Source organism: Rhizobium sp. BK176 (assembly GCF_024808055.1).
In genome coordinates, this window is record NZ_JANUBV010000008.1 from 288,057 (window position 1) to 311,465 (window position 23,409).

Below are 23,409 nucleotides of genomic sequence, written 5' to 3' on the forward strand. Positions count from 1 at the left end.
TCGCCGCATTTAAAGTTCAACCGGGTGGAGAACCGTTTGGCAAAGCACGGTTTCTGCGGCATCGCCGCGCGAGAAGCGAAGATGGGGTGTACCGGGTACTAGATGGCGGGCAGAGGCAAATCACGCGACAGGATCGAACCTTCTTTCAGCGGTCGCGACGACCGTGATGATGATGACGATTTCTCGCTCGATGCCGATGACCGTGTGGTGCGCGGACGCTCGACGCGGAAAGCGCCGCCGAAGTCGTCCCGTTCGCGGCAGCCGGAGCGACGCAAACGAGACCGCCGTGATCGCGATGGCGGTGGGCTCTTCGCTTTCATCCGTCGCCTTGTCTACTGGTGCATCGTTTTCGGGATTTGGGCCGGGATCGGCGTCGCCGGCCTCGTCGTTTACTACGGCTCGCGTATGCCGAGCGCGAGCACCTGGGCCATTCCGGAGCGTCCGCCGAACGTCAAGATCACCGCTGTCGACGGCAGCGTCCTTGCCAATCGCGGCACGACCGGCGGCGAAGCGCTGGCACTCGAAGATATGTCGCCGTACATCCCCGAAGCGATCGTCGCCATCGAAGACCGCCGTTTCTATTCGCATTTCGGCGTCGATCCGCTTGGCCTTGCACGCGCCTTGGTCACCAACCTGACGACCGGGCATATGGTTCAGGGCGGCTCGACGCTGACGCAGCAGCTTGCAAAGAACCTCTTCCTGTCGCCGGACCGGACGCTCGAGCGCAAGGTCCAGGAAGTTCTGCTCGCGCTATGGCTGGAGCAGAAATATACCAAGGAGCAGATCCTTGCGATGTATCTCAACCGGGTGTTTTTCGGTTCGAACGCCTATGGCGTCGAGGCTGCGTCGCGGCGCTACTTCAACAAGTCCGCGCGTGATGTGAACCTTGGTGAAGCCGCCCTTCTTGCCGGCCTCGTCAAGGCGCCGTCGCGCCTGTCGCCGGCACGCGATCCCGAGGCCGCCAATGCCCGCGCGCAGGTCGTGCTGCAGACGATGCGCGAGCAGGGCTATATCACCGATGACGAAGTGAAGACCGCCATGTCGCAGACGCCGGCCAAGGCAAAGCGCTATTGGTCGGGCGCCGGTCACTACGTCGCCGATATGGTCATCGACCAACTCCCCGGTCTGATCGGTGACGTCAAGGAAGACATCGTCGTCGATACGACGATCGACAAGACGCTGGAAAAGCGCGCGGAGCAGTCGCTGAATGACGTTCTCGGCAAGGACGGCGCCAAGCTCGATGCCTCACAGGCGGCCCTGGTTTCGCTCGACGGCACCGGCGCAATCCGCGCGCTGGTGGGCGGCAGGGACTATGCCGACAGCCAGTTCAACCGCGCCGTCACTGCCAAACGCCAGCCGGGATCGTCCTTCAAGCCGTTCGTCTACGCCGCGGCGCTGGAAAAGGGCCTGACGCCGTTTTCCGTATTCAACGACGCGCCGATCCGCATCGGCGACTGGACGCCCGAGAATTACGAGAAGAAGTATAATGGCGAGGTGACGCTCGCGACGGCGCTTGCAAAGTCGCTGAACACCGTTGCCGCCCAGCTTGTCATGTATGACGGGCCGGACCAGGTCATCAAGCTGGCACACCGTCTCGGCATCGAATCGGAACTGCAGCCGAATGCCTCGATCGCGCTTGGCACATCCGAAGTGTCGCTGACTGAGCTCACCGGCGCTTATGCCGCCTTCATGAATGGTGGTTACAAGGCGACGCCGCACGTGATCCGCAGGGTGACGACGGCCGACGGCAGCAAGGTGCTCTATGAGAACACCTACGACAATCCGCCCCGCGTCCTGTCGGAAGCGATAGCCGCAAACATGAATACGATGATGATGGGCGTCATCAACCAGGGAACGGGCAAGAGCGCCAAGCTTTCCGGCTGGCAGGCCGCCGGCAAGACCGGCACCACCCAGAACTCGCGCGACGCGCTCTTTGTTGGCTTCACCAGCAACCTCACGACGGGCGTCTGGTTCGGCAACGACGACGGCAAGCCAATGAAGAAGGTCACGGGCGGCGGCTTGCCCGCCAAGGCCTGGCAGGAGTTCATGGTCGCCGCGCACAAGGGACTGTCGCCGGCGCCGCTGTTCGGCAACGGTCAGTTCATGGCGGATCCGGCAGCCAATCCCGGCTTTGGCGATCAGCCGATGGCATCCGCCGAGCCTGGCATGGCGCCGCCGCTTGAAGAACCGACGACGATCGGCAGCATTCTTTCCGGCGTGTTTGGTGAGAGCGCCGAGCGTTATCCGCAGGCGCCGGGTCGGCCACGACGCCAGCCGATGACGGCTGATAACGGCGGCCCCGTGCCTCCCGCGGACATCGCCCAGGACGGAGATTATGGCTACGGCGACGCGCTGCCGCCGGGTGACATTGGCGAGCCTGAACCGGCGCCGGCACACCGGCCGAGACGGACGACTTTGCTCGACTTGATCATGGGGCAATAACCAAAGCATTCGGTCAGGAAAATGCCATTTTCCTGTGTGTGTCGAAATTAATCGCCGGGCGCTTGTTTTGCTGGTTTTCTGGCCATTTCTCGCCTTGCAGTCCCGAAAACCGCTCCTTATATACGCGGCATCACCGCAATCACGATTGCGTTAATCTTAAAGACCCATCCCGTAAGGGGCTGTCAGGGAAATGCCTTCTCGGGGTTCCGACAGCTTGCTTCAAGGAGAGAATGACATGGCAAAAGTAATTGGTATCGACCTCGGAACGACAAATTCCTGCGTCGCTGTCATGGACGGCAAGGACGCGAAGGTCATTGAGAACGCCGAAGGTGCGCGCACGACCCCTTCGATCGTAGCATTTTCCGAAGATGGCGAACGCCTGGTCGGTCAGCCGGCCAAGCGCCAGGCAGTTACCAACCCCACGGATACGCTTTTCGCAGTGAAGCGCCTCATCGGCCGCCGCTACGACGATCCGACGGTTGAAAAGGACAAGGCTCTCGTTCCTTTCGAGATCACCAAGGGTGACAACGGCGACGCTTGGGTCAAGGCCCGCGGCACCGGCTATTCGCCTGCCCAGATCTCCGCGATGATCCTTCAGAAGATGAAGGAAACCGCTGAATCCTATCTCGGTGAAAAGGTCGAAAAGGCCGTCATCACCGTTCCCGCATACTTCAACGACGCCCAGCGCCAGGCAACCAAGGATGCCGGCAAGATCGCTGGCCTCGAAGTTCTGCGCATCATCAACGAGCCGACGGCGGCAGCCCTTGCCTATGGTCTCGACAAGAAGGACGGCAAGACCATCGCCGTCTACGACTTGGGTGGCGGTACCTTCGATATCTCGATCCTCGAAATCGGCGACGGCGTCTTCGAAGTGAAGTCCACCAACGGCGATACCTTCCTCGGCGGTGAAGACTTCGACATGCGTCTCGTCGAATACCTCGTTGCCGAGTTCAAGAAGGACAACGGCATCGACCTCAAGGGCGACAAGCTGGCTCTGCAGCGCCTCAAGGAAGCTGCCGAAAAGGCGAAGATCGAACTGTCGTCCTCGCAGCAGACCGAAATCAACCTGCCGTTCATCACCGCTGATGCAACCGGCCCGAAGCACCTGACGCTGAAGCTGACCCGCGCCAAGCTCGAAAGCCTGGTTGAGGATCTGATCCAGCGCACGATCGCACCGTGCAAGGCTGCTCTTAAGGATGCAGGCGTAACGCCAGCCGAGATCGACGAAGTCGTTCTGGTCGGTGGCATGAGCCGCATGCCGAAGGTGCAGGAAGTCGTCAAGCAGCTGTTCGGCAAAGAGCCGCACAAGGGCGTCAACCCGGATGAAGTCGTCGCTCTCGGCGCGGCCATCCAGGCCGGCGTTCTCCAGGGCGACGTCAAGGACGTTCTGCTTCTCGACGTAACCCCGCTGTCTCTCGGCATCGAGACCCTCGGTGGCGTCTTCACCCGTCTGATCGAGCGTAATACCACGATCCCGACCAAGAAGAGCCAGACCTTCTCGACCGCCGACGACAACCAGCAGGCCGTCACCATCCGCGTTTCGCAGGGCGAGCGCGAAATGGCTGCCGACAACAAGCTGCTCGGCCAGTTCGACCTCGTTGGCCTGCCGCCGGCACCGCGTGGCGTTCCGCAGATCGAAGTCACCTTTGATATCGATGCCAATGGCATCGTGCAGGTTTCGGCGAAGGACAAGGGCACCGGCAAGGAACAGCAGATCCGCATCCAGGCATCTGGTGGTCTCTCCGACGCCGACATCGAGAAGATGGTCAAGGACGCTGAAGCCAATGCCGAAGCCGACAAGAAGCGTCGCGAAGGCGTAGAAGCCAAGAACCAGGCCGAAAGCCTGATCCACTCCAGCGAGAAGTCGCTGAAGGATTACGGTGACAAGGTGACCGAGGCCGATCGCACCGCGATCTCCGATGCGATTGCTGCTCTGAAGTCTGCCGTCGAGGCAAGCGAGCCGGATGCTGAAGAGATCAAGGCAAAGACCCAGACCCTCATGGAAGTCTCCATGAAGCTCGGTCAGGCGATCTATGAAGCGCAGCAGGCTGAAGGTGGTGCGGCAGACGCATCGGCAGAAGCTGGCGATGATAATGTCGTCGATGCCGACTACGAAGAAGTCAAGGACGACGACCGTAAGAAGTCCGCGTAAGCTGGACCAGAACGGTCACGTTTGAAACTGACATTCCGGCTGCTCTCCAGGGCAGCCGGAAATCCATTTCCGGGGTCTGATCCTTAATGGCAAAAGCCGATTTTTACGAAACGCTGGGTGTCGCCAAGACGGCGGACGAAAAAGAGCTGAAAAGCGCCTTCCGCAAACTCGCCATGAAATTCCATCCGGACAAGAATCCGGGCGATCATGAGGCAGAGCGTAAATTCAAGGAAATCAACGAAGCCTACGAAATGCTCAAGGATCCGCAGAAGCGGGCGGCCTATGACCGTTACGGTCACGCAGCCTTCGAGCATGGCGGCATGGGCGGTGGCGGCTTCGGCGGCGGTGGCTTTGGCGGCGGTGGTGGGTTCTCCGATATTTTCGAGGATATCTTCGGCGAGATGATGGGCGGCGGCCGGCAGCGGCAGCGCTCTTCGGGTGGCCGCGAGCGTGGCGCCGATCTTCGCTACAACATGGAAATTTCGCTGGAGGAATCCTTCTCCGGCAAGACGGCGCAGATCCGCGTTCCGACATCGATCACTTGCGATGTCTGTTCCGGCTCGGGCGCAAAGCCCGGCACCCAGCCGAAAACCTGCGGCACCTGCCAGGGTTCGGGCCGTGTCCGTGCAGCCCAGGGCTTCTTTTCGATCGAGCGGACCTGCCCGACCTGTCATGGTCGTGGCACGATCATTCCCGATCCGTGCACGAAGTGCCATGGCCAGGGTCGCGTCACCGAAGAGCGTTCGCTCTCGGTGAACATTCCGGCCGGCATCGAAGACGGCACCCGCATTCGCCTGCAGGGCGAGGGCGAGGCCGGCATGCGTGGCGGTCCGGCGGGCGATCTCTACATCTTCCTCTCGGTCAAGCCGCACGAATTCTACCAGCGCGATGGCGCCGACCTCTATTGCACCATCCCGATCTCGATGACGACGGCGGCACTTGGCGGCACGTTTGACGTGGCGACGCTCGATGGCACCAAGTCGCGCGTTACCGTGCCGGAAGGCACGCAGGCCGGAAAGCAGTTTCGCCTCAAGGGCAAGGGCATGCCGGTGTTGCGGTCGCCGCAGACGGGTGACCTCTACATCCAGATCCAGATCGAGACTCCGCAGAAGCTGACGAAGCGGCAGCGCGAACTCCTTCAGGAGTTCGAACAGCTGTCCTCGAAGGAAAACAATCCGGAATCGACCGGGTTCTTTGCCCGAATGAAGGAATTCTTCGAGGGCTGATCAAGTCATCGACAAAATGTTGAAAGGCTCGGTTGTTCCTGCAACCGGGCCTTTATTGTTTTTTGCTCCGGATTGCCTATGCAGGGTTGTTGCGCGGGCGCGACTTTCGCAGTGAAAATGGCTTTACTATTTTGGATCAGCCAAATGATTGGTGGGACATTAAGATAATAAAAGGGTAAATTAGCAGGCCGAACAACATAGCAGCGCCGAGGGACACTTGGAACGCCGTCTCGCAGCCATCCTCGCAGCAGATATCGTCGGTTACAGCCGATTGATGGGATCAGATGAATCCGGGACGCTGAGTGCGGTAAAGTCCTGCCGCACGGAGCTCCTCAACCCGAAAATTGCGCAGCATCGCGGCCGCATCGTCAAGATGACCGGTGACGGCATGTTGGTGGAATTCTCCAGCATTGTGAACGCGGTTGCCTGTGCCGACGAGGTGCAGCGGGAGACGGCGCAGCGAAACCTGTCCGTACTTGAAGAAAAGCGCATCGAGTTCCGGATCGGTATCCATCTCGGCGATGTTATCGTCGAGGAGGGCGATATTTTCGGCGATGGTGTCAATGTTGCTGCCCGGCTGGAAACGTTGGCCGAACCCGGCGGCATTGCTGTCTCCGCCTCGGTCAAGGACCACGTCGGCTCGCGGCTCGACCTGTCGTTCGAGGATCGCGGCGAGCACAGGCTCAAGAACATCAAGGAACCGATCAGGGTCTATGCGATCTCTCCGCGGCGGGCGCTGCCGCTGAAAGTGAACAAGGCCGCTCTGGCCGCTGCCAAGGAAAAGCACAAGCAGCTCGTTGCCGTCCTGCCTTTCACCAACATGAGCGGTGACGCCGAGCAGGAGTATTTTTCGGACGGCATCACCGAAGACATCATTACCGACCTCTCCAAGGTATCGAACCTCTACGTCGTCGCACGCAACACCGCCTTCACCTACAAGGGCAAATCCGTGCAGGTGAAGCAGGTCGCGGCCGAGCTCGGCGTCGACTTCGTTCTCGAGGGCAGCGTCCGCAAGGTCGGGCAGCGGGTGCGCATTACCGGGCAGCTGATTGATGCGAAGAACGGCGGGCACCTTTGGGCGGACCGCTTTGACCGTGACCTGACCGATATTTTTGCGATCCAGGACGAGATCACCCACGCGATCGTCGATCAACTCAAGATCAAGCTGCTGCCGGAGGAGCGGCGAGCGATCGAAGCCGAGCAGACATGCAATGTCGAAGCCTACACCTATTACCTGCGCGGTCGGCAGCTTTCTCACACCTGGACGCGGCCTTATCTGCTTCTGGCGCGGCGTATGTTTGCGACTGCGGTCGCTCTCGATCCGGAATATGCGCGTGCCTATGCCGGGATGGCCGATTGCGAGTCAGCGCTGCGCGACTGGCACGCGGGAGAGTATACGCTACAGGGGATTCTCAATCTGAGTGCCAAGGCGCTTGCACTCGATCCAAATCTCGCTGAGGCGCACGCCTCGCGCGGGCTGGCGCTGCACCAGGATGGGCGAGACGAAGAGGCGCTGAGCGAGTTCGAAAAGGCGCTGGCGCTGGAACCCGATCTCTATGAAGCGAATTTTCACTATGGCCGCTTCCTTTTCATGGAGGGCAAGTTCGAAGGAGCCATCACGTTCTTCACCAGGGCGGCCGAGATCAGGCCGGACGACTATTTGTCGCCGATACACCTGATGAGTGCATGTCGGTCGCTCGGGCTGGAGGAAGAGCGAGCGCACTGGGCAAGCATCTGCATCGAGCGCGCCGAGGAGGCCCTGGAGCGGCATCCGGAAAATTCAGGCCCTGCTCATCGCGGCGCGCTCGCCCTGGCGCACATGGGCGAGGCGGAAAAAGCAAAGGAGTGGGTGAAGCGCGCCCAGATGATCGACCCGGATGACATTGTTGCGCAGTATAACATCGCCTGTGTTTACGCGTTGCTGAACGAATGCGACGCTGCGCTGGACCTGTTGGAGGAGCTACTGCCGCTGTCGTCCTGTTATCACATCCTGTGGTTCAAGCATGATTCGGATCTGGATTCGGTGCGCGATCACCCCCGATTCGAAAAGATGCTGGATGCGATCGCGGCCTGCTCAGCCTCGCTGGACTTCAAGGTGGCGTCGGAATAGCGCTGGCGCCCGGCACTTGTTCCATTCTGGAGCAGGCCGAAATGCGCATCTGTCTTGCGTTAACGCAGGCAATGAATGGCGCTTTGCAAAGGCACACGAAGCGGCCAGTATCCTTGCGGGGATCAACCAAAAAATCGAGGGCAACTTCCATGATGGCAGCCGCCGCTTCCGTGTCTTTCCAGTCTGACGATGTCGATGTGCTCGCCGGCGCGCTCTACGCGTGGTGCGCCGAGCACAATATCAAGCTGCGCAGCCAGCAGGGACTTGCGATCGCCAGCATCGCGATAGATCTCTATCATGCCGGCCATCAGACGCAGGACGATTTGCTCGTCGCCCTTCACGAGCGCGAGCTGCACTGACCGGCAGAGCAGAGCTCAGCCCAACGCCTCGACGTAGCTGTCGCCGGTCATGATCGACAAGATGGTCTTTACGGCCTCTTTGCCTGCTGTGGAGCGAAGCTTGTCGTAGTGCAGGGCAAGCTCATAGGCCTCCGGGCTGAGACCTGGTCGCGCCGATCCGTCACGCGGATTGGCGCCTTCGAACAGGTCCGAAATATCCACGCCCAGAAAGACCGCGATCTGGTGAAGCTTGCTCGCGGATACGCGATTGGTGCCTTTCTCGTATTTTTGAATCTGTTGAAAAGTCAGCCCCAGCGCGTCTCCCAGTTCCAGCTGCGATATGCGTCGTTTGGCCCTGAGCGTCCGGACATTTCTGCCGACAATAATATCTACCGGATCTGGCACTGCTGTGTTCCCTCATTATAAATTCAAATGCGCTAGTACTATGCCCGCCTTTTGCAATATCTCAACCAACTAGTTGCAATTTTCAACCTGCTTTTGCTGTGGTTTTGAGCCGCTCAGTCATACACTTTCGGCGTAGACATCGACCGTAACGTGCACGCTATTTGCGATGCGCGTTTAGGGCGGCAATCGTGCGTAAGTCGCATTCTACTTTACTTGCCGCGGCGATCACCTGATTCCCCGTCGATTCCGTGGCTTGCCAAACTTGACCCAAGCATCGACAACTCATATTTTAGAATAATTCTAAAACGAGGTTGTCATGTTCAACAGACTTTTCAATTCATCCAAGCGTTCTTTTGATTCATTGTCCGAACAGGAAATACTCGCGCTTGCCATCGGCTCCGAAGAGGACGACGCGCGCATTTATCTCGCCTACGCCGACATGCTGCGGGACGCGTATCCCGCGTCGGCAAAAGTCTTCGAGGACATGGCCGAGGTCGAGGACACACATCGCAAATCCCTGATCGAAATTTATCGCCAGCGGTTCGGCGAGCGCATAACGCTCATCCGGCGCGAGCATGTTCGAGGATTCTATGAGCGCAAGCCCGACTGGCTGCGACGCAACCTGTCATTGGACAAGATCCGGGACGAGGCGGCGGCCATGGAACAGCAGGCCTATCGCTTCTATGTCGAGGCCGCGACCCGCGTGACCGACGCCGGCACGAGGCAGCTTTTGGGTGACTTGGCGCTCGCCGAGCAGGGCCACGAAGAGATCACCCATATGCTGGGCGACAAGCACACGCCTGAGACCGTAAAGGCGGAGGAAGACGTCGCGGCGCGGCGGCAATTGGTTCTGACCTACGTGCAGCCCGGTCTCGCTGGTCTGATGGACGGCTCGGTGTCGACATTGGCGCCGATCTTTGCGGCCGCGTTTGCGACCCAGGACACCTGGCAGACCTTCCTTGTCGGCATGTCCGCATCGGTCGGCGCCGGCATCTCGATGGGCTTCACCGAGGCGGCGCATGACGACGGCAAGATTTCCGGCCGCGGTTCGCCGATCAAGCGTGGTCTCGCCTGCGGAGTCATGACGGCGCTCGGCGGTCTTGGGCACACCTTGCCGTATCTGATCCCGAACTTCTGGACTGCAACGACGATGGCGGTGATCATCGCGATCTTCGAGCTTTGGGCGATCGCGTTCATCCAGAACAGGTTTATGGAAACACCGTTCCTGCGTGCCGCCTTGCAGGTAGTTGTCGGCGGCGGTCTTGTTCTCGGGGCCGGTATTCTGATTGGAAATGGCTGAGGTACAAAAAAGGCCGGCATCTCGCCGGCCTTTCCTGTTCAATCCGATATTGTCTACCTCAAGGCGCCGACCAAAACGTCGCGGCCGTTTTCGATGGTGACCCAGCGACCGGCATTGGCGCTCGACTGGCGCTTGATGAAGGAGTAGGGGGTGTCGAACCACGGCTTGACGCTGGATGCCAGGTTGTCGAGCACGAAGTCGCCGTTGGTGGTGCGCAACGTCAGTACGGCATGGCCTTCGCCGTCCGGCTTGCGAACGACCGTGAGCAGAAGGTTAGCTGGCGAAATTCCCCGCTGAACCAGGATGCGGCGCTTCAAGAGGGCGAAGTCTTCGCAATCGCCCGCCGTCGTCGGATAAGCCCAGACCTCATCCTTGCCGTAGATTTCCTTGTCGGTCATCGGTGTGATGCTATTGTTGACCGTGGCGTTGACCGATCGCACCATTCCCCACTTGGCATCAGACATCTCAGCCGGCGAGGTGTTGCGGTTCGGGCCGCATTCGTTGCGATGGATCTGGCAGAAGTCGTAGTGGCCGATCGGCTGGGAAGTGGCTGCGCCTGTGACCATCGAGAGGTTGTTGGTGGAAGCCGGCGTTGCGGCTGTAGACATAGCAAACACGGCCATCATGGCCACGACGAAACCCTTGATCCGCACGCCCGCTCTTCCCTTGCATCGCCCATGTATTGTTAACAAAAAGTTAACGGACGGAGGCTCGGAGAGTCAATCGTTACTTCTGGGGAGGGGGGTGCTAACCACCAACATGGTTAAAATCCGTTAGGATTTGGCACAGGCGGTACCGTTTGAATTATCGGATAAGCCCTTTGACGGCGGCAAGGATGCGCTCGATGTCCTGCGGTCGCGAAAGCCGGTGATCGCCGTCGCGCACAAAGGTCAGTACGACATCGTCGGCAGGCAGATGTTCCACCAGTTTCATGGCGTGCTGATAGGGAACGTCGGGATCCTTCATCCCCTGCAGGATATGCACGGGGCAACCGGTCTCGATGATGCCTTTGAGCACGCTGTTGTCGCGCCCGTCCTCCATCAGCGCCCGCGTATAGATGTTTGGCTCCGGGCTATAGGCCGACCGCTCTTCGAAGTAGCCGCGCTCGGCTAGCGAGGCTTTCTCCTTCTTCGTGAGGTTCGGCTCGATCAGCTCGGTGGTGAAGTCGGGAGCCGGCGCAATCAGCACCATGCCTTCGAGCTTCGGCCCGTCCTGCCGCTTGGAAAGTTCCTGCGCGAGCCTGAGAGCAATCCATCCGCCCATCGACGAACCTACGACCAGAATCCGGTCGGGGGCCGTGTGGAGGATCACGGCAAGCGCTTCCTCCAGCCAGCGCGAGATCGTCCCGTCGGTGAACTTGCCGCCGGATAGGCCGTGCCCGGAATAGTCGAGGCGTAGGCAGGCGAGACCGTTTTCCGCGGCAAACCGGTCGAGTTCGATCGCCTTGCTGCCGCTCATGTCGGAGCGGTATCCGGATAACCAAACGAGGGTTGGGCCGTTTGCCTGACCGGACCGGCTTCGCGCGAGGTAGGCAATCTCGCGTGCGGCTTCGCCTTCTCCTACGGTCAGATATTGTTGGTCATGAATGAAATTTGCGTCAGACATCGCAGAACTCCGATTGTTTTGGCCTATAAAACAGATTCTTGACAGGCTGACAGCAGGTGTTTTTTCCGCTAAAGAATGCTACTGACTCCGTTGCAGCAATGGTGAGACTACGTTTGTACTCCCGTGATTGGGAGTGCCAGGGCTGCAGCGATCCGAAACAACGCGAGGAGAATACGACCATTCGCAGACCCTTTAAAGCCGACGCGCCCGTGAAGGAAGGGCCGCGCTCGAACCGGGAAATTCGCATCCCCCGAGTTCAGCTGATTGATGCTGAAGGACAGAACTTGGGCGTTGTGCCCACCGACCAGGCGTTGAAAATGGCTGAAGAAGCCGGCCTCGACCTGGTGGAAATCTCCCCCAATGCCGAACCGCCTGTGTGCAAGATCCTCGATCTGGGCAAGCTGAAATACGCCAACCAGAAAAAGGCCGCCGAGGCGCGCAAGAAGCAGAAGATTGTCGAAGTCAAAGAAATCAAGATGCGCCCCAATATCGACACCCATGACTATGAGGTGAAGATGAAGGCGATGGGCCGTTTCTTTGAAGACGGTGACAAGGTCAAGGTGACGCTGAAGTTCCGTGGCCGCGAAATGGCGCACCAGGAACTCGGTATGAAGCTGCTGCAGCAGGTGAAGGCCGACACGACCGAATATGCCAAGGTCGAAGCCGAGCCGAAGCTTGAAGGCCGCCAGATGATGATGGTGCTCGCGCCGAAGTGAGGCGTGTAGCTACTCTCGTATCAAAGCCGTCCGTAAGGGCGGCTTTTGTATTTTGGGGCCTCGTCCACCCAATCTGACAGGATGCTGACAAACGCGCTCAACGGTCTGTCAGCGAGACTTTGGCAATCTGTTCTCAACAAAGAAGAGAGCAGAAGGCAAAGATCATGAAGAAGACCATTTCCCACACGTTTCTGGCTTCAGTCGCCGCAATCGCGGTGACCTTGTCGCTCCCGACAATCCAGACATTCAGTTCAGGCCATTTTTCGTCGGCAGCATTTGCCCGTGGTGGCAGCGATGATGGTGGTGGGAGCAGCGGTAGCGGTTCCGGCGGCTCGGGCGGCAGCGGCAATAGCGGATCCAGCCACAGCGGCGGCAGTGACGACCACAGCGGCAGCGGGCGTGGCGGTGATGATCACAGCGGTCGCGGCGGTCACGACGACGGCGACGACGATCATGGCCGTGGCCGTGGCCACGATGACGGTGCCGACCATGACGCCAATGACGACAATCCCGGCGAACACCGTGGTGGTCGCAACGACAATCGTCCCGAAGTGACCCTCGCAGTGTCTCAGCAAAGCCTGACAGGACTGCTGAATGGCTCGCTCGTTGCTGTCGACCAGCTTGGTCGGCGCCTTGAGGTTGAGATTGAGCTTGAACATGGAACGCGCACGGTGGTTGCGCATCCCCATAGAGGTGACTTTGTTCGTAATCCTGGCGCGATCACCAGCGTCAACATAGTTCCCGCTTCGGCGCAATAATCTGCCCGGCGCGGTCTTCCGGCCACCCCTTCGGAAGAAAGAACTCCGCCGCGCCCCGGCGGAGTTCTTGGTTTCTTGGAACCTTGTCTCGTCGCGATAAAGCGTTCAGTGTAGGTTCCGCGATTGCAGATGCTTGAAATACTTGGAAGGTCAATGAACACAAGCCGTCGCAGTTTCATGACGATGTTGATGCTGGCCGTGGCGCTCGCCGCCGCCGGCCCGATGTTCGTTTCCCATGCCGAAGCCAAGGATGGCAGCGACGATGGCGGCGGCGGCAGCGGCGGTGGGAGCGGTTCAAGCGGCGGCAGTGGCTCGTCGGGCTCCGGCTCGTCCGGATCCTCGGGGTCCAACTCGGGCAGCGGGAGTTCCAATTCCGGTCGTGGCGGCCACGACGATCACGGGGATGATGACGGCGGTGATGACCACGGCGGCGGCGGAGGCGGCGGCGGTAACAGCGGCCGCGGCAGCGGCGGACGGAACACCGATTCCGATCGCGCGCGCGACGCCGTTCGCGAGGGACGGATCCTGCCGCTGAAGACCGTTCTGCAGCGCATCGACGCAAAACGCTACGGTCGGGTTATCGACGTCAATCTCCGTCGATCTATGTTCAGCGATGTGTATCAAGTGAAGGTTCGCGACGGGACGGGCGCGATCAGGACATTGCGCGTTGACGCCCGCAACGGAGCATTGCTGGGGGGCTAGGGGCTATGCGTATCCTGTTGGCGGAGGATGATCCCAATATTTCCGGCCATGTGGTCGAAAAGCTGGGGCGGGAAGGCTATCGCGTCGAAGTATTCGCGAGCGGGCCTGCCGTGTGGGAAGAGGGCGAGACCGGCGATTACTCAGCCATCATCCTTGACCTCGGATTGCCCGGCATGGATGGCCTCTCAATACTGAAACGTTGGCGCGGCGCGGGCATCAACACGCCGGTTCTCGTTCTGACGGCTCGCGGCTCCTGGATGGAGCGTGTCGACGGCTTCGATGCGGGTGCCGATGACTATCTGCCGAAGCCGTTTCGTACCGAGGAACTGTTGGCCCGCCTGCGGGCGCTTCTTCGCCGCACCGGCGCTGTTGCTGTGCGCGTCAAATCCGCCAACCGTTTCACACTTGATGAGAGCGCCAGACGCGTGACGTTCGACGGGCGCGAGCTCGACCTCAGCCCGCTGGAATACCGGATGATCGCGCTTTTCATCGGAAAGCCCGGGGAAGTGCTCAGCCCCACCGAACTGGCAAGCCAGGTTCAGGGCCGTGACGACGATTCCGCCAAGAATGCCGTGGAGGCCATGGTGGCGCGGCTGCGAAAGAAGACGGACAGCGACGCCATCGAGACCCGGCGCGGCTTTGGCTATGTCCTTCCGGAGCGACCTCGGTGATCCACTCGCTGCATTTTCGCCTGGCTGCCGGAGCGCTTGTCGCGATCGCGCTGGCGTTGACGCTCGTCTGGGCGGTGCTCAGCCATCTGTTCACGGACTATCTGGCCGACCAGTATTCCAACGAAATGACGTCGGTGATGGATTCGCTGGCAGCGCGGCTCAGCGTGGAGAATGGCGCTCTTGAATTGAAGAACGAGCCTGCCGACTCGCGCTTCCAGATCCCGGCTGGCGGCCGATACTGGCAAATCTCTCCCGATGGCAACGAGGAGCCGCTGCGGTCCCGCTCGCTGTGGGACGAGGAAATCACCACGGATGACCTGTCGAAGGACATGTATTGCGGGTTCCGGGAAACGGACGGGCCGGATGGCTCGCCGCTGCTGGTGTCGATGAAGACGATGGCGCTTGGCGAAGGCGACGCAAAGAAGAACTTCACCGTCTACGCCGCTTTTTCCAAGCCGGAGATGGAAGCAGCGCTTGAAAGCTATCACCGGCCGTTGCGGTTGATGCTGCTTTCGACCGGCGGCATGCTTCTCCTGGCCGCATTTTTGCAGGGGTGGGTGGGCCTGCGCCCGCTGGTGCGGCTTCGCGATCGCGTCGCCGATATCAGGGCCGGGCGCAGCTCTCATATCGGCACGGAGGGGCCGAGCGAGGTCAAGCCGCTGGTTCGCGAGATCAACTTGCTGCTCAGCGAGCGCGAGACGGCGATCGAACGGGCCCGTGCTCGTGCGAGCGACCTCGCCCACGGTTTGAAAACGCCGCTAACGGTGTTGTCGCACCTGGTTGAAGCTCTGCCCGAGGGCCAACGCGACACCGCCTTGCAGCAGATCGAGCTGGTCCGGCAGCGCGCCGACCGCCAATTGCAGGCGGCGCGGATGGGCGTGGAGCAGATGGCAACGACATCGCTGCTCGGGATTTCCGGAAAGCTCGTCAACGTCTTGACACCCTTCACCGAAGAGAAGGGGATCGACTGGCATCTCGATATCGATCCGTCGCTCACGGTACAGGCGGATCCCGCCGATATTGCCGAGGCGCTTGGCAACGTGCTCGACAATGCCGTGCGCTTTGCCAGAACACGCATCGATCTTTCCGCCGGGCGCTCACAGGATGATGTCGTGCTCAGCGTTTCCGACGATGGGCCCGGAGCCGATCCGGAGAGCTATAACTTGATGTTGAAGCGCGGCGTCCGGATCGACGAAGGCACGGCAGGAACTGGGTTGGGGCTGGCGATCTCGGGCGATATCCTGGAGGCTTACGGCGGCAGGCTCGATCTTTCCGCCTCGCGGTGGGGCGGCCTTCAGGTGAAACTGATGCTCCCGGCCATGGCCGCCCGGCCTCCCGCCATTGCCTAGAAGATTCATCCGCCGCCCCGTTGCACTTTTATGACGCTGCGGTTATAAGCGCGCGTCCGAACTGACCGGCAGGGCATGCCGTGGCGGTTTCGAATGCTTGCGGAACGGTTCATCACCGGAGCCGCAGATCAACAACAAACGCTCCCGCACCTTGTTGCGACGGCCGTAAACCGGGCATCGCGAGAAGGCTTCCTTGATGAAGCATGCAGGGGGATCAGAAACGGAGTAGCAAAATGCCCAAGATGAAGACGAAGTCTGCTGCCAAGAAGCGGTTCAAGATCACCGCGACCGGTAAGGTCAAGGCTGCAGCTGCTGGCAAGCGCCATGGCATGATCAAGCGTACCAACAAGTTCATCCGCGATGCACGTGGCACGATGGTTCTCGCAGAACCCGATGGCCGCAAGGTCGTGAAGAACTACCTGCCGAACGGTCTCTAAGACTATTCCGCGAACGCTTTAGATTAAGGAGATCATGAAATGGCACGTGTAAAAAGAGGCGTTACCGCCCACGCCAAGCACAAGAAGGTTCTGAAGGCCGCTAAGGGCTTTTACGGCCGTCGCAAGAACACCATCCGCGCTGCGAAGGCTGCTGTCGATCGTTCGAAGCAGTACGCTTATCGCGACCGCAAGATCAACAAGCGCAACTTCCGCGCCCTCTGGATCCAGCGTATCAACGCTGCCGTCCGCGAATTCGGCCTGACCTACGGCCGCTTCATCGACGGCCTGAACAAGGCTGGCATCGAAGTCGACCGTAAGGTTCTCTCCGACATGGCTATCCATGAGCCGGAAGCATTCGGTGCACTCGTTGCTGCCTCCAAGAAGGCTCTCGAGTACCTGAAGGACGCCGGTACGAAGAACGAGTTTGAAGCAGCCGTCAACTAAGCCGGCGCTATTCGAACCTTTGCTTCGATGATTTGGGACCCGCGCTGGCCAGGCTTGCGCGGGTTCTTTGCATTGGCGCGATGGCGATTGAGACGGCTTGGCCGCTCCTCGTTCGACGTCGCGGGCTTTTTGTGGTGTGCCCGGTTGATTGGCTGCGTGCACATGGGTAGTGATCTGCGACGCTTCATCGTGGCGCTTGAGCTATCCGATGCATGTTTTCGTGAATTATCGACAAGACTGACGCCCTGTGAGGCAGGAAAAGATGACCGAACTCGAAACCCTGGAAAAGCAACTTCTGTCTGATGTGGCAGCCGCTGCCGACGAGCCGGCGATCGAAGCCGTGCGTGTTGGAGCACTCGGCAAGAAGGGTTCGGTCTCCGAGCTCCTGAAGACGCTCGGTTCGATGACGCCGGAAGAGCGCCAGACGCGCGGTGCGGCGATCAATGCGCTGAAGAATGCCGTCACCGACGCGATCACGGAACGCAAGGCGGACCTGAAGAAGGCCGCGATCGACGCCCGCCTGAAGGCGGAGACTGTCGACGTCAGCCTGCCGGTCCGCTCTTCGCCGGCCGAGCGCGGCCGCATCCATCCGATCAGCCAGATCATCGACGAGATCACCGCGATCTTCGGCGACATGGGCTTCTCGATCGCTGAAGGTCCCGATGTCGAGACCGACTATTACAATTTCACGGCGCTGAACTTCCCCGAAGGCCACCCGGCCCGCGAGATGCACGACACCTTCTTCTTCAATCCGGATGAGAACGGTGAGCGCAAGGTGCTGCGCACGCACACGTCGCCGGTGCAGGTGCGCACCATGGAAGCGCAGAAGCCACCGATCCGCATCATCATCCCCGGCAAGACCTACCGCCAAGACAGTGACGCGACCCACTCGCCGATGTTCCACCAGGTCGAGGGCCTCGTCGTCGACAAGAAGGCGAATGTCGCCAATATCCGCTGGGTGCTCGAAGAGTTCTGCAAGACCTTCTTCGAGGTCGACAGCGTGACGATGCGCTTCCGCCCGTCGTTCTTCCCGTTCACCGAGCCGTCCTTCGAGGTCGACATCCAGTGCGACCGCTCCGGCCCGATCGTCAAGTTCGGCGAGGGCACCGACTGGATGGAAATCCTCGGCTGCGGCATGGTGCATCCGAACGTGCTGCGCGCCGGCGGTCTCGATCCCGACGAGTACCAGGGCTTTGCCTGGGGCATGGGCCTCGACCGCATCGCCATGCTGAAATACGGCATGCCCGACCTGCGCGACTTCTTCAACGCCGATGTCCGCTGGATGACCCATTACGGCTTCCGCCCGCTCGACATGCCGACGCTGTTCGGCGGTCTGAGCGCGTAAGGGAGGATAGAGATCATGAAGTTCACACTTTCCTGGCTGAAGGATCATCTGGAAACGGATGCGACCCTCGATGAAATCTGCAAGCGCCTGACCGAGATCGGGCTCGAGGTCGAGGACGTCGATGACAAGGCGGCGTTCAAGCCCTTCGTCATCGCCAAGATCCTGACCGCCGAGAAGCATCCGCAGGCAGATCGCCTCAAGGTTCTCTCGGTCGACACCGGCAATGGTGCGCCCGTCCAGGTCGTCTGCGGCGCTCCGAATGCGCGCGCCGGCCTGATCGGCGCCTTTGCAGCTCCCGGCACCTATGTTCCCGGCATCGACGTGACGCTTGCCGTCGGCAACATCCGTGGCGTCGAAAGCCACGGCATGATGTGCTCCGAAAAGGAGCTGCAGATTTCCGACAGCCACGATGGCATCATCGATCTCCCCGAGGATGCGCCTGTCGGGCAGAGCTACGCCGCCTATGCGCACCTCGACGATCCCATGATCGAGATCAACCTGACGCCGAACCGTCCGGATTGCACCTCGATCTACGGTATCGCTCGTGACCTGGCCGCCTCCGGCCTCGGCACGCTGAAGACACGGCCCGCGCCGTCCTCCGCCGTCGAAGGCGAGACACCGGTCAAGGTGACGCTCGACCTCGATGACGAGAAGCTTTGCCCGGGCTTTGCGCTCCGCCTCGTGCGCGGTGTCAAGAACGGCCCGAGCCCGAAGTGGATGCAGCAGCGCCTGCTGGCGATCGGCCTGCGCCCGATCAACGCGCTCGTCGACATCACCAACTACATGACCTTCGACCAGGGTCGCCCGATGCACGTCTTCGACGCCGCCAAGGTCAAGGGCAACCTGACAGTCCGCCGCGCCAAGGATGGCGAAACGGTGCTGGCGCTCGATCAGCGCGAGTACAAGCTTGGGCCCAACAACGTCGTGATCGCGGACGCCGATGGCATCGAGTCGATCGGCGGCATCATGGGCGGCGAGCATTCCGGCTGCGACGAGAACACGACGGATGTCCTGATCGAGAGTGCTCTCTGGGATCCGATGAACATCGCGAAATCGGGCCGCGGCCTCGGTATCATCACCGATGCGCGCTACCGCTTCGAGCGCGGCGTCGACCCTGAGTACATGGTTCCGGGCATCGAGCGCACCACCGAACTGGTCCTCGAGCTCTGCGGCGGTACGGCGGCCAAGGCCGATGTCGTCGGCTACAAGGGCTATGACCCCAAGATCGTCGATTTCCCCTTCTCCGAGGTCAAGCGCCTGACGGGGCTCGAGGTTTCGACGGACGAGAGTGTCGAGATCCTGACCCGCCTCGGCTTCAAGGTCACCGGTTCCGGCGAGCGCGTCTCGGTCTCGGTGCCGTCCTGGCGCCCCGATGTCGACGGCAAGGCCGACCTCGTCGAAGAAGTCATGCGCATCCACGGCGTCGACAACATAAAGCCCGCGCCGCTGGAAAGCCACGCGGCCGTCAACGGCAGGATCCTGACGACGCTGCAGATCCGCACCCGCACCGCCAAGCGCGCGCTTGCCTCGCGCGGCATGCTGGAAGCCGTCAACTGGTCCTTCATTTCGGAAGATCAGGCAAAGCTCTTCGGCGGCGGCTCGCCGGCACTGAAGCTTGCCAACCCGATCGCCGCTGACATGTCCGACATGCGTCCGTCGCTGTTGCCCGGCCTGCTCACGGCTGCCCAGCGCAATGCCGACAAGGGCTACGGCGACGTCGCGATCTTCGAAGTGTCCGGCACCTATGAGAACGATCGCCCCGAGGGCCAGCGCCGCGTTGCCGGCGGTGTCCGTCGCGGCACCGCCTCGCTTGCCGGCGCCGGCCGCATGTGGCTGAACGCTGCCAAGGGTGGCGGCAAGCCGGTCGACGTCTTCGACGCCAAGGCCGATGCGCTGGCCGTGATCGAAGCCTGCGGCCTGCCGATGGGCAATATCCAGATCGAGCAGGGCGGACCCGAGTGGTACCACCCCGGCCGCTCCGGCACGATCAAGATGGGTCCGAAGGTTATTCTTGGCTATTTCGGCGAGTTCCATCCCTCGACGCTGGAAGCGCTTGACGTGTCAGGCGCGCTCTCAGGCTTTGAAGTCTATATCGACGCCATGCCTGAGCCGAAGAAGAAGGCGACCCGCACCAAGCCGGCGCTCGAGCTTTCACCCTTCCAGGCCGTCAAGCGCGATTTCGCCTTCGTCGTCGACAAGTCGGTGGAGGCAGGCGCGATCATCAAGGCCGCGACCGGTGCAGACCGCAAGCTCGTCACCGGTGTCAACGTCTTCGACATCTTCGAAGGCCCGTCGCTCGGTGAAGGTAAGAAGTCGGTGGCGATCGAGGTGCAGATCCAGCCGGTCGAGCGCACGCTGACCGACGAGGATTTCGAAGCGCTGACTGAGAAGATCGTCGCCAGCGTGACGAAGTTCACCGGCGGCGTCCTCAGAGCCTGAGGCGCATCCGATCTGTTAATGCAAAAAAGCCGGCGATCGTCTCGCCGGCTTTTCTATGTGTGGAGATAGTAGAGCTTGTTGACGATCGTCCAGCGGCCATCGATCTTCAGCATCGAGAGATAGTCGGTGAACCGCATGCCGGCGAAATCGTCGCTGACCTTGACGCTTGCCGCATCGCCGATGATGTCGAGCATCTGGATGTCCATATGCGGCTGTGTGGTCGGCGGCGCCGAGCCCTCGGCGACGATGGCGGCAATGAACTCGTCCCGGTTCAGCCATTCGACGGCATTTTCGTAGTGGCCGATGATGGCACATTGCGGATGAAAGGCCTTCCGCAATGCCGCTTCGTTGGCGAAGGTCATGCCTTCGACATAGAGATGAACGACTGCTTCGATTGCCTGCTGGTCCGACATGCCTCACCTCGCCAGAAAGATGCCCAATAGCATAGTGCAGCGAATGGGTGCGGCAAGGTCGCCCGATGCGACAGCGCCTTAACCTTTTGGCTGGATCGCAAGCTCCGCCGGCCAGGGAATGCTCGCCGGCGATCTGGTCTCGCGGACCTTCCCCCGGTTGTCGATCGCGCCGGGAAGGAACCTGTGCAGCTATTGTTGCTCCCGCGGGACCGACAATCAGGCCGCGGCCTTCTGGTTGGCGGCTGTCATCGCCAGCTGTGACAGGGTCTTGTCCGTCGCGGCCTCTTCCTTGAGCGTCGCGTCGAGCAGGGCGACGACGTCCTTCTTGCCGAGCGTCTGTGCCCAGGTCTTCAGGGTGCCGTAGCGGGCGATCTCGTAGTGTTCGACCGCCTGCGCTGCTGAGATGAGACCAGCATCGATAGCCGGCGAGCCCTTGAATTCGTCGATGATCTCTTCGCCCTCGGCAATAATGCCCTGGATCGCTTCGCAGGTCTTCCCCTGGGCGCGCTTCCCAACGATTTCAAAGACCTGCTGCAGGCGTTCCACATGGCCTTCCGTCTGCTCGCGATGCTTTTCGAAGCCGGCTTTCAGCTGTTGCGATCGGGCCGCCCGCGCCATTTTCGGCAGGGCGCGAAGAATCTGCCGTTCGGCAAAATAGATGTCCTTGAGCGTATCGTAGAATAGATCGTCGAGGGTCTTTTCCTTGGCCATTGTCTCTTCCCTTACTGTGTGGAGTACCGCGAAGCGCGGACGGGAGAAGAAGCTAAGAGGACGCTAATTGTTCCGGCCGTTTTTCGGGTTGCGCCGATCGTCAGGGCCGGCAGACTGCGGCGGTCAAACAACGGGAGCTTTTCGTGAAGAAACCTGGATCGATGAAGGGCCTGGAGGATCTCGGGCGTGCGCGGCTTTCGAAGAATTTCTTCCTCCGCGATTTCCTGCATTCCGAAATCGCCGATTTCTACCGCATTCCGAACATTCCGGAGAATCCCGATTTGGCGATCGAGGCGGGAAAACGGCTCTGCGAGGACCTGCTGGAGCCGCTGCAGGCAACCTTCGGCCGGCTGCACATCCGCTCCGGCTATCGCTCGCCCGAGGTCAACCAGTTCGGCAACCGCAACAATCTCAACTGCTCGTCAAATCCCGCGACCGCGGCCGATCACCTCTGGGATCTTCGCGATTTCGATGGCTGCATGGGAGCGACAGCCTGCGTCGTCGTTCCGTGGATGATCGACAACTACCGCAACGAGGAGGATTGGCAGCGGCTTGCCTGGTGGATCCACGACCATCTGCCCTATACCGCACTCTGCTTCTTCTCGAAACTCTGGGCCTTCAACATCCAGTGGCATGAGCGACCCCGCCGTATCATCCAGAGCTATGTCCGGCCGCGCGGCATCCTCACGAAGCCGGGAATGGAAAACTGGGAAGGCAGCCACGCCGGGTTCTATGAAAGTTTTCCGCCGCTCAGAAGTTGACGCGATAGCGAATGTGCCCGTCGTTCTCGACATAGCCGTCGTAGGGCGCGCTTTTGAATCGTGCCACCCAACCAAGGCTGCTTAACACTGTCCGGCATGTCCCAGGACAGCTCGGCGACGCTTGCGATTTCGGTGAGAAGCGGAATATCAGGGCCGGGATTGTCGGGGGCGTTGACCTGGCAAGGCCGACTGCCAGGCGATTGTTGAGTCGCGCGAGATCGGCGCGCTTGAGCGTCAGCATCGTATCTTCGAAGGCCGAGCCGGTCACATCAACAAACTGCCACCCGGTAATAGCTGCACTGTCCCTCTCGATGGTGGCAGTGCGACCTATCATATTGTCGGGACCGCTGCATCCCCACTGCTGGGGAGGCGATAAAGCGGCCCCGTCAAGCATTTGCGGCGCCAGCGGCCATCTGGCGTTTTCAGGGCTCGCGGATTGCGGTGTCGAGTCCTCTCAAGATGGGATAGAGGAAGTAGGAGATGACGGTACGATGCCCCACCATAATCTCGGCTGAAACCGTCATACCGGGCAGCAGACGCACGGGCTCGTCCGAGCCCTTTAGCCTTGGGTCAGCGAGCGGTATGAGTGCCTTGAAATAAGGGGCCGCCGTCTGGGTTGCGGCCTCCTGCTGCGATGGGGTGAAGGCGTCGCGGCTCACCGTTCTGACCGTCCCGGATGCAGTGCCGAACTTTTGGAACGGATAGGCGTCAAACTTGATGCGCGCTTCCTTGCCATTGGTAATGCGGCCGATGTCGCGGGTATTGACCGAAACCTCGGCTTCCAGCGGTACATTGAGCGGAACCAGCGTCACAATGGGCTCGGCCTCTCGAACCACGGAGCCAACCGAGCGTGCGGCAAGATCAAGCACGACTGCATCCGCAGGTGCCGTCAGTGCAACCATGTCACGCCGAAGCTCCATCTTCTTCAGTTCCTGAGCGGCGGTGTCGCGCTGGCTGCGCAGATCGACCAGTTGCTCCATGGCGGCGCGTCGGAAGTCTTCGATGAACGCCTGTCTATCCGCCTTCAGCTTGGCGAAGGTATGCTCTGCCTCATCTGCCCGGCCCTGGACAGCGCTAAGACTGGT

Annotated in this window: 23 protein-coding genes; 15 read left to right on the plus strand and 8 right to left on the minus strand. The window is 60.7% G+C overall.

Going from position 1 to position 23,409, the window contains the following annotated elements; all coding sequences use genetic code 11:
• Positions 1-102 precede the first annotated feature (102 nt).
• From FHT76_RS23810 to FHT76_RS23830, 5 genes are all read left to right on the plus strand, one after another.
• Complete coding sequence (locus FHT76_RS23810; RefSeq protein WP_183863502.1) at positions 103-2,442, plus strand: transglycosylase domain-containing protein; 2,340 nt, start codon at positions 103-105, stop codon at positions 2,440-2,442.
• Positions 2,443-2,677: 235 nt separating this feature from the next.
• Positions 2,678-4,594 carry a molecular chaperone DnaK gene (gene dnaK, locus FHT76_RS23815; protein ID WP_183863505.1) on the plus strand — a complete coding sequence of 639 codons (1,917 nt, stop codon included), beginning with the start codon at positions 2,678-2,680 and terminating at the stop codon, positions 4,592-4,594.
• Positions 4,595-4,680: 86 nt separating this feature from the next.
• A complete protein-coding gene (dnaJ, locus tag FHT76_RS23820; RefSeq protein ID WP_114710810.1) occupies positions 4,681-5,820 on the plus strand; it encodes a molecular chaperone DnaJ in 1,140 nt (379 codons plus the stop codon).
• Between the two features lie 217 nt (positions 5,821-6,037).
• Positions 6,038-7,930, plus strand: a complete 1,893-nt coding sequence (locus tag FHT76_RS23825) for a TPR end-of-group domain-containing protein (RefSeq protein WP_183863507.1) — start codon at positions 6,038-6,040, stop codon at positions 7,928-7,930.
• A gap of 149 nt (positions 7,931-8,079) precedes the next feature.
• Positions 8,080-8,289: a hypothetical protein gene (locus FHT76_RS23830; RefSeq protein ID WP_183753476.1), complete on the plus strand. Its 210-nt coding sequence runs from the start codon at positions 8,080-8,082 to the stop codon at positions 8,287-8,289.
• Positions 8,290-8,304: 15 nt separating this feature from the next.
• Here the strand turns inward: FHT76_RS23830 and FHT76_RS23835 are convergent, their stop codons facing one another.
• Positions 8,305-8,673, minus strand: a complete 369-nt coding sequence (locus tag FHT76_RS23835) for a helix-turn-helix domain-containing protein (protein ID WP_183863509.1) — start codon at positions 8,671-8,673, stop codon at positions 8,305-8,307.
• Positions 8,674-8,989: 316 nt separating this feature from the next.
• Between FHT76_RS23835 and mbfA the strand changes: the two genes are divergently transcribed.
• Complete coding sequence (gene mbfA, locus FHT76_RS23840; RefSeq protein ID WP_183753472.1) at positions 8,990-9,973, plus strand: iron exporter MbfA; 984 nt, start codon at positions 8,990-8,992, stop codon at positions 9,971-9,973.
• A 53-nt stretch (positions 9,974-10,026) separates the two neighbouring features.
• Here mbfA and FHT76_RS23845 read toward each other — a convergent pair whose 3' ends face one another.
• Positions 10,027-10,626 carry a transglutaminase-like cysteine peptidase gene (locus FHT76_RS23845; protein WP_183863511.1) on the minus strand — a complete coding sequence of 200 codons (600 nt, stop codon included), beginning with the start codon at positions 10,624-10,626 and terminating at the stop codon, positions 10,027-10,029.
• Between the two features lie 151 nt (positions 10,627-10,777).
• Complete coding sequence (locus FHT76_RS23850) at positions 10,778-11,578, minus strand: carboxylesterase (RefSeq protein ID WP_183863513.1); 801 nt, start codon at positions 11,576-11,578, stop codon at positions 10,778-10,780.
• Between the two features lie 179 nt (positions 11,579-11,757).
• Between FHT76_RS23850 and infC the strand changes: the two genes are divergently transcribed.
• Positions 11,758-12,294, plus strand: a complete 537-nt coding sequence (gene infC / locus FHT76_RS23855; protein WP_025658610.1) for a translation initiation factor IF-3 — start codon at positions 11,758-11,760, stop codon at positions 12,292-12,294.
• A gap of 251 nt (positions 12,295-12,545) precedes the next feature.
• Here infC and FHT76_RS23860 read toward each other — a convergent pair whose 3' ends face one another.
• Positions 12,546-12,953 carry a hypothetical protein gene (locus FHT76_RS23860; RefSeq protein ID WP_183863515.1) on the minus strand — a complete coding sequence of 136 codons (408 nt, stop codon included), beginning with the start codon at positions 12,951-12,953 and terminating at the stop codon, positions 12,546-12,548.
• 252 nt (positions 12,954-13,205) lie between these two features.
• Between FHT76_RS23860 and FHT76_RS23865 the strand changes: the two genes are divergently transcribed.
• The 7 genes from FHT76_RS23865 (at position 13,206) to pheT (ending at position 20,439) form a co-directional block, all read left to right on the plus strand.
• Positions 13,206-13,754 (plus strand): PepSY domain-containing protein, encoded by a 549-nt coding sequence (locus FHT76_RS23865; RefSeq protein ID WP_183863517.1) that lies wholly within the window; start codon positions 13,206-13,208, stop codon positions 13,752-13,754.
• Positions 13,755-13,759: 5 nt separating this feature from the next.
• On the plus strand, positions 13,760-14,425 hold the full coding sequence (locus FHT76_RS23870) for a response regulator transcription factor (RefSeq protein WP_183863519.1): 666 nt from the start codon (positions 13,760-13,762) through the stop codon (positions 14,423-14,425).
• On the plus strand, positions 14,422-15,774 hold the full coding sequence (locus FHT76_RS23875) for a HAMP domain-containing sensor histidine kinase (protein WP_183753460.1): 1,353 nt from the start codon (positions 14,422-14,424) through the stop codon (positions 15,772-15,774). The genes FHT76_RS23870 and FHT76_RS23875 overlap by 4 nt, the downstream gene beginning before the upstream one ends.
• A 233-nt stretch (positions 15,775-16,007) precedes the next feature.
• On the plus strand, positions 16,008-16,211 hold the full coding sequence (rpmI, locus tag FHT76_RS23880; protein ID WP_007529267.1) for a 50S ribosomal protein L35: 204 nt from the start codon (positions 16,008-16,010) through the stop codon (positions 16,209-16,211).
• 39 nt (positions 16,212-16,250) lie between these two features.
• Positions 16,251-16,655, plus strand: a complete 405-nt coding sequence (gene rplT, locus FHT76_RS23885; protein WP_007798644.1) for a 50S ribosomal protein L20 — start codon at positions 16,251-16,253, stop codon at positions 16,653-16,655.
• Positions 16,656-16,917: 262 nt separating this feature from the next.
• The gene (gene pheS, locus FHT76_RS23890) at positions 16,918-18,000 is read left to right on the plus strand and encodes a phenylalanine--tRNA ligase subunit alpha (RefSeq protein WP_016552375.1); all 1,083 of its coding nucleotides are present in this window, start codon (positions 16,918-16,920) and stop codon (positions 17,998-18,000) included.
• Positions 18,001-18,015: 15 nt separating this feature from the next.
• The gene (gene pheT, locus FHT76_RS23895) at positions 18,016-20,439 is read left to right on the plus strand and encodes a phenylalanine--tRNA ligase subunit beta (protein WP_183863521.1); all 2,424 of its coding nucleotides are present in this window, start codon (positions 18,016-18,018) and stop codon (positions 20,437-20,439) included.
• Between the two features lie 53 nt (positions 20,440-20,492).
• Here pheT and FHT76_RS23900 read toward each other — a convergent pair whose 3' ends face one another.
• Positions 20,493-20,852, minus strand: coding sequence for a nuclear transport factor 2 family protein (locus FHT76_RS23900; protein ID WP_183863524.1), 360 nt, complete (start codon positions 20,850-20,852; stop codon positions 20,493-20,495).
• 216 nt (positions 20,853-21,068) lie between these two features.
• On the minus strand, positions 21,069-21,563 hold the full coding sequence (locus tag FHT76_RS23905; protein ID WP_183863526.1) for a ferritin-like domain-containing protein: 495 nt from the start codon (positions 21,561-21,563) through the stop codon (positions 21,069-21,071).
• 143 nt (positions 21,564-21,706) lie between these two features.
• On the opposite strand from FHT76_RS23905, the gene FHT76_RS23910 reads away from it, so the two are divergent.
• On the plus strand, positions 21,707-22,324 hold the full coding sequence (locus FHT76_RS23910; RefSeq protein WP_259126377.1) for a hypothetical protein: 618 nt from the start codon (positions 21,707-21,709) through the stop codon (positions 22,322-22,324).
• Here the strand turns inward: FHT76_RS23910 and FHT76_RS23915 are convergent.
• Together FHT76_RS23915 and FHT76_RS23920 are read right to left on the minus strand one after the other, a co-directional pair.
• Complete coding sequence (locus FHT76_RS23915; protein ID WP_183863528.1) at positions 22,314-22,658, minus strand: hypothetical protein; 345 nt, start codon at positions 22,656-22,658, stop codon at positions 22,314-22,316. The genes FHT76_RS23910 and FHT76_RS23915 overlap by 11 nt on opposite strands.
• Positions 22,659-22,746: 88 nt before the next feature.
• The coding region (locus FHT76_RS23920; RefSeq protein WP_259185919.1) for an HlyD family efflux transporter periplasmic adaptor subunit at positions 22,747-23,409 on the minus strand (663 nt) is incomplete at its 5' end.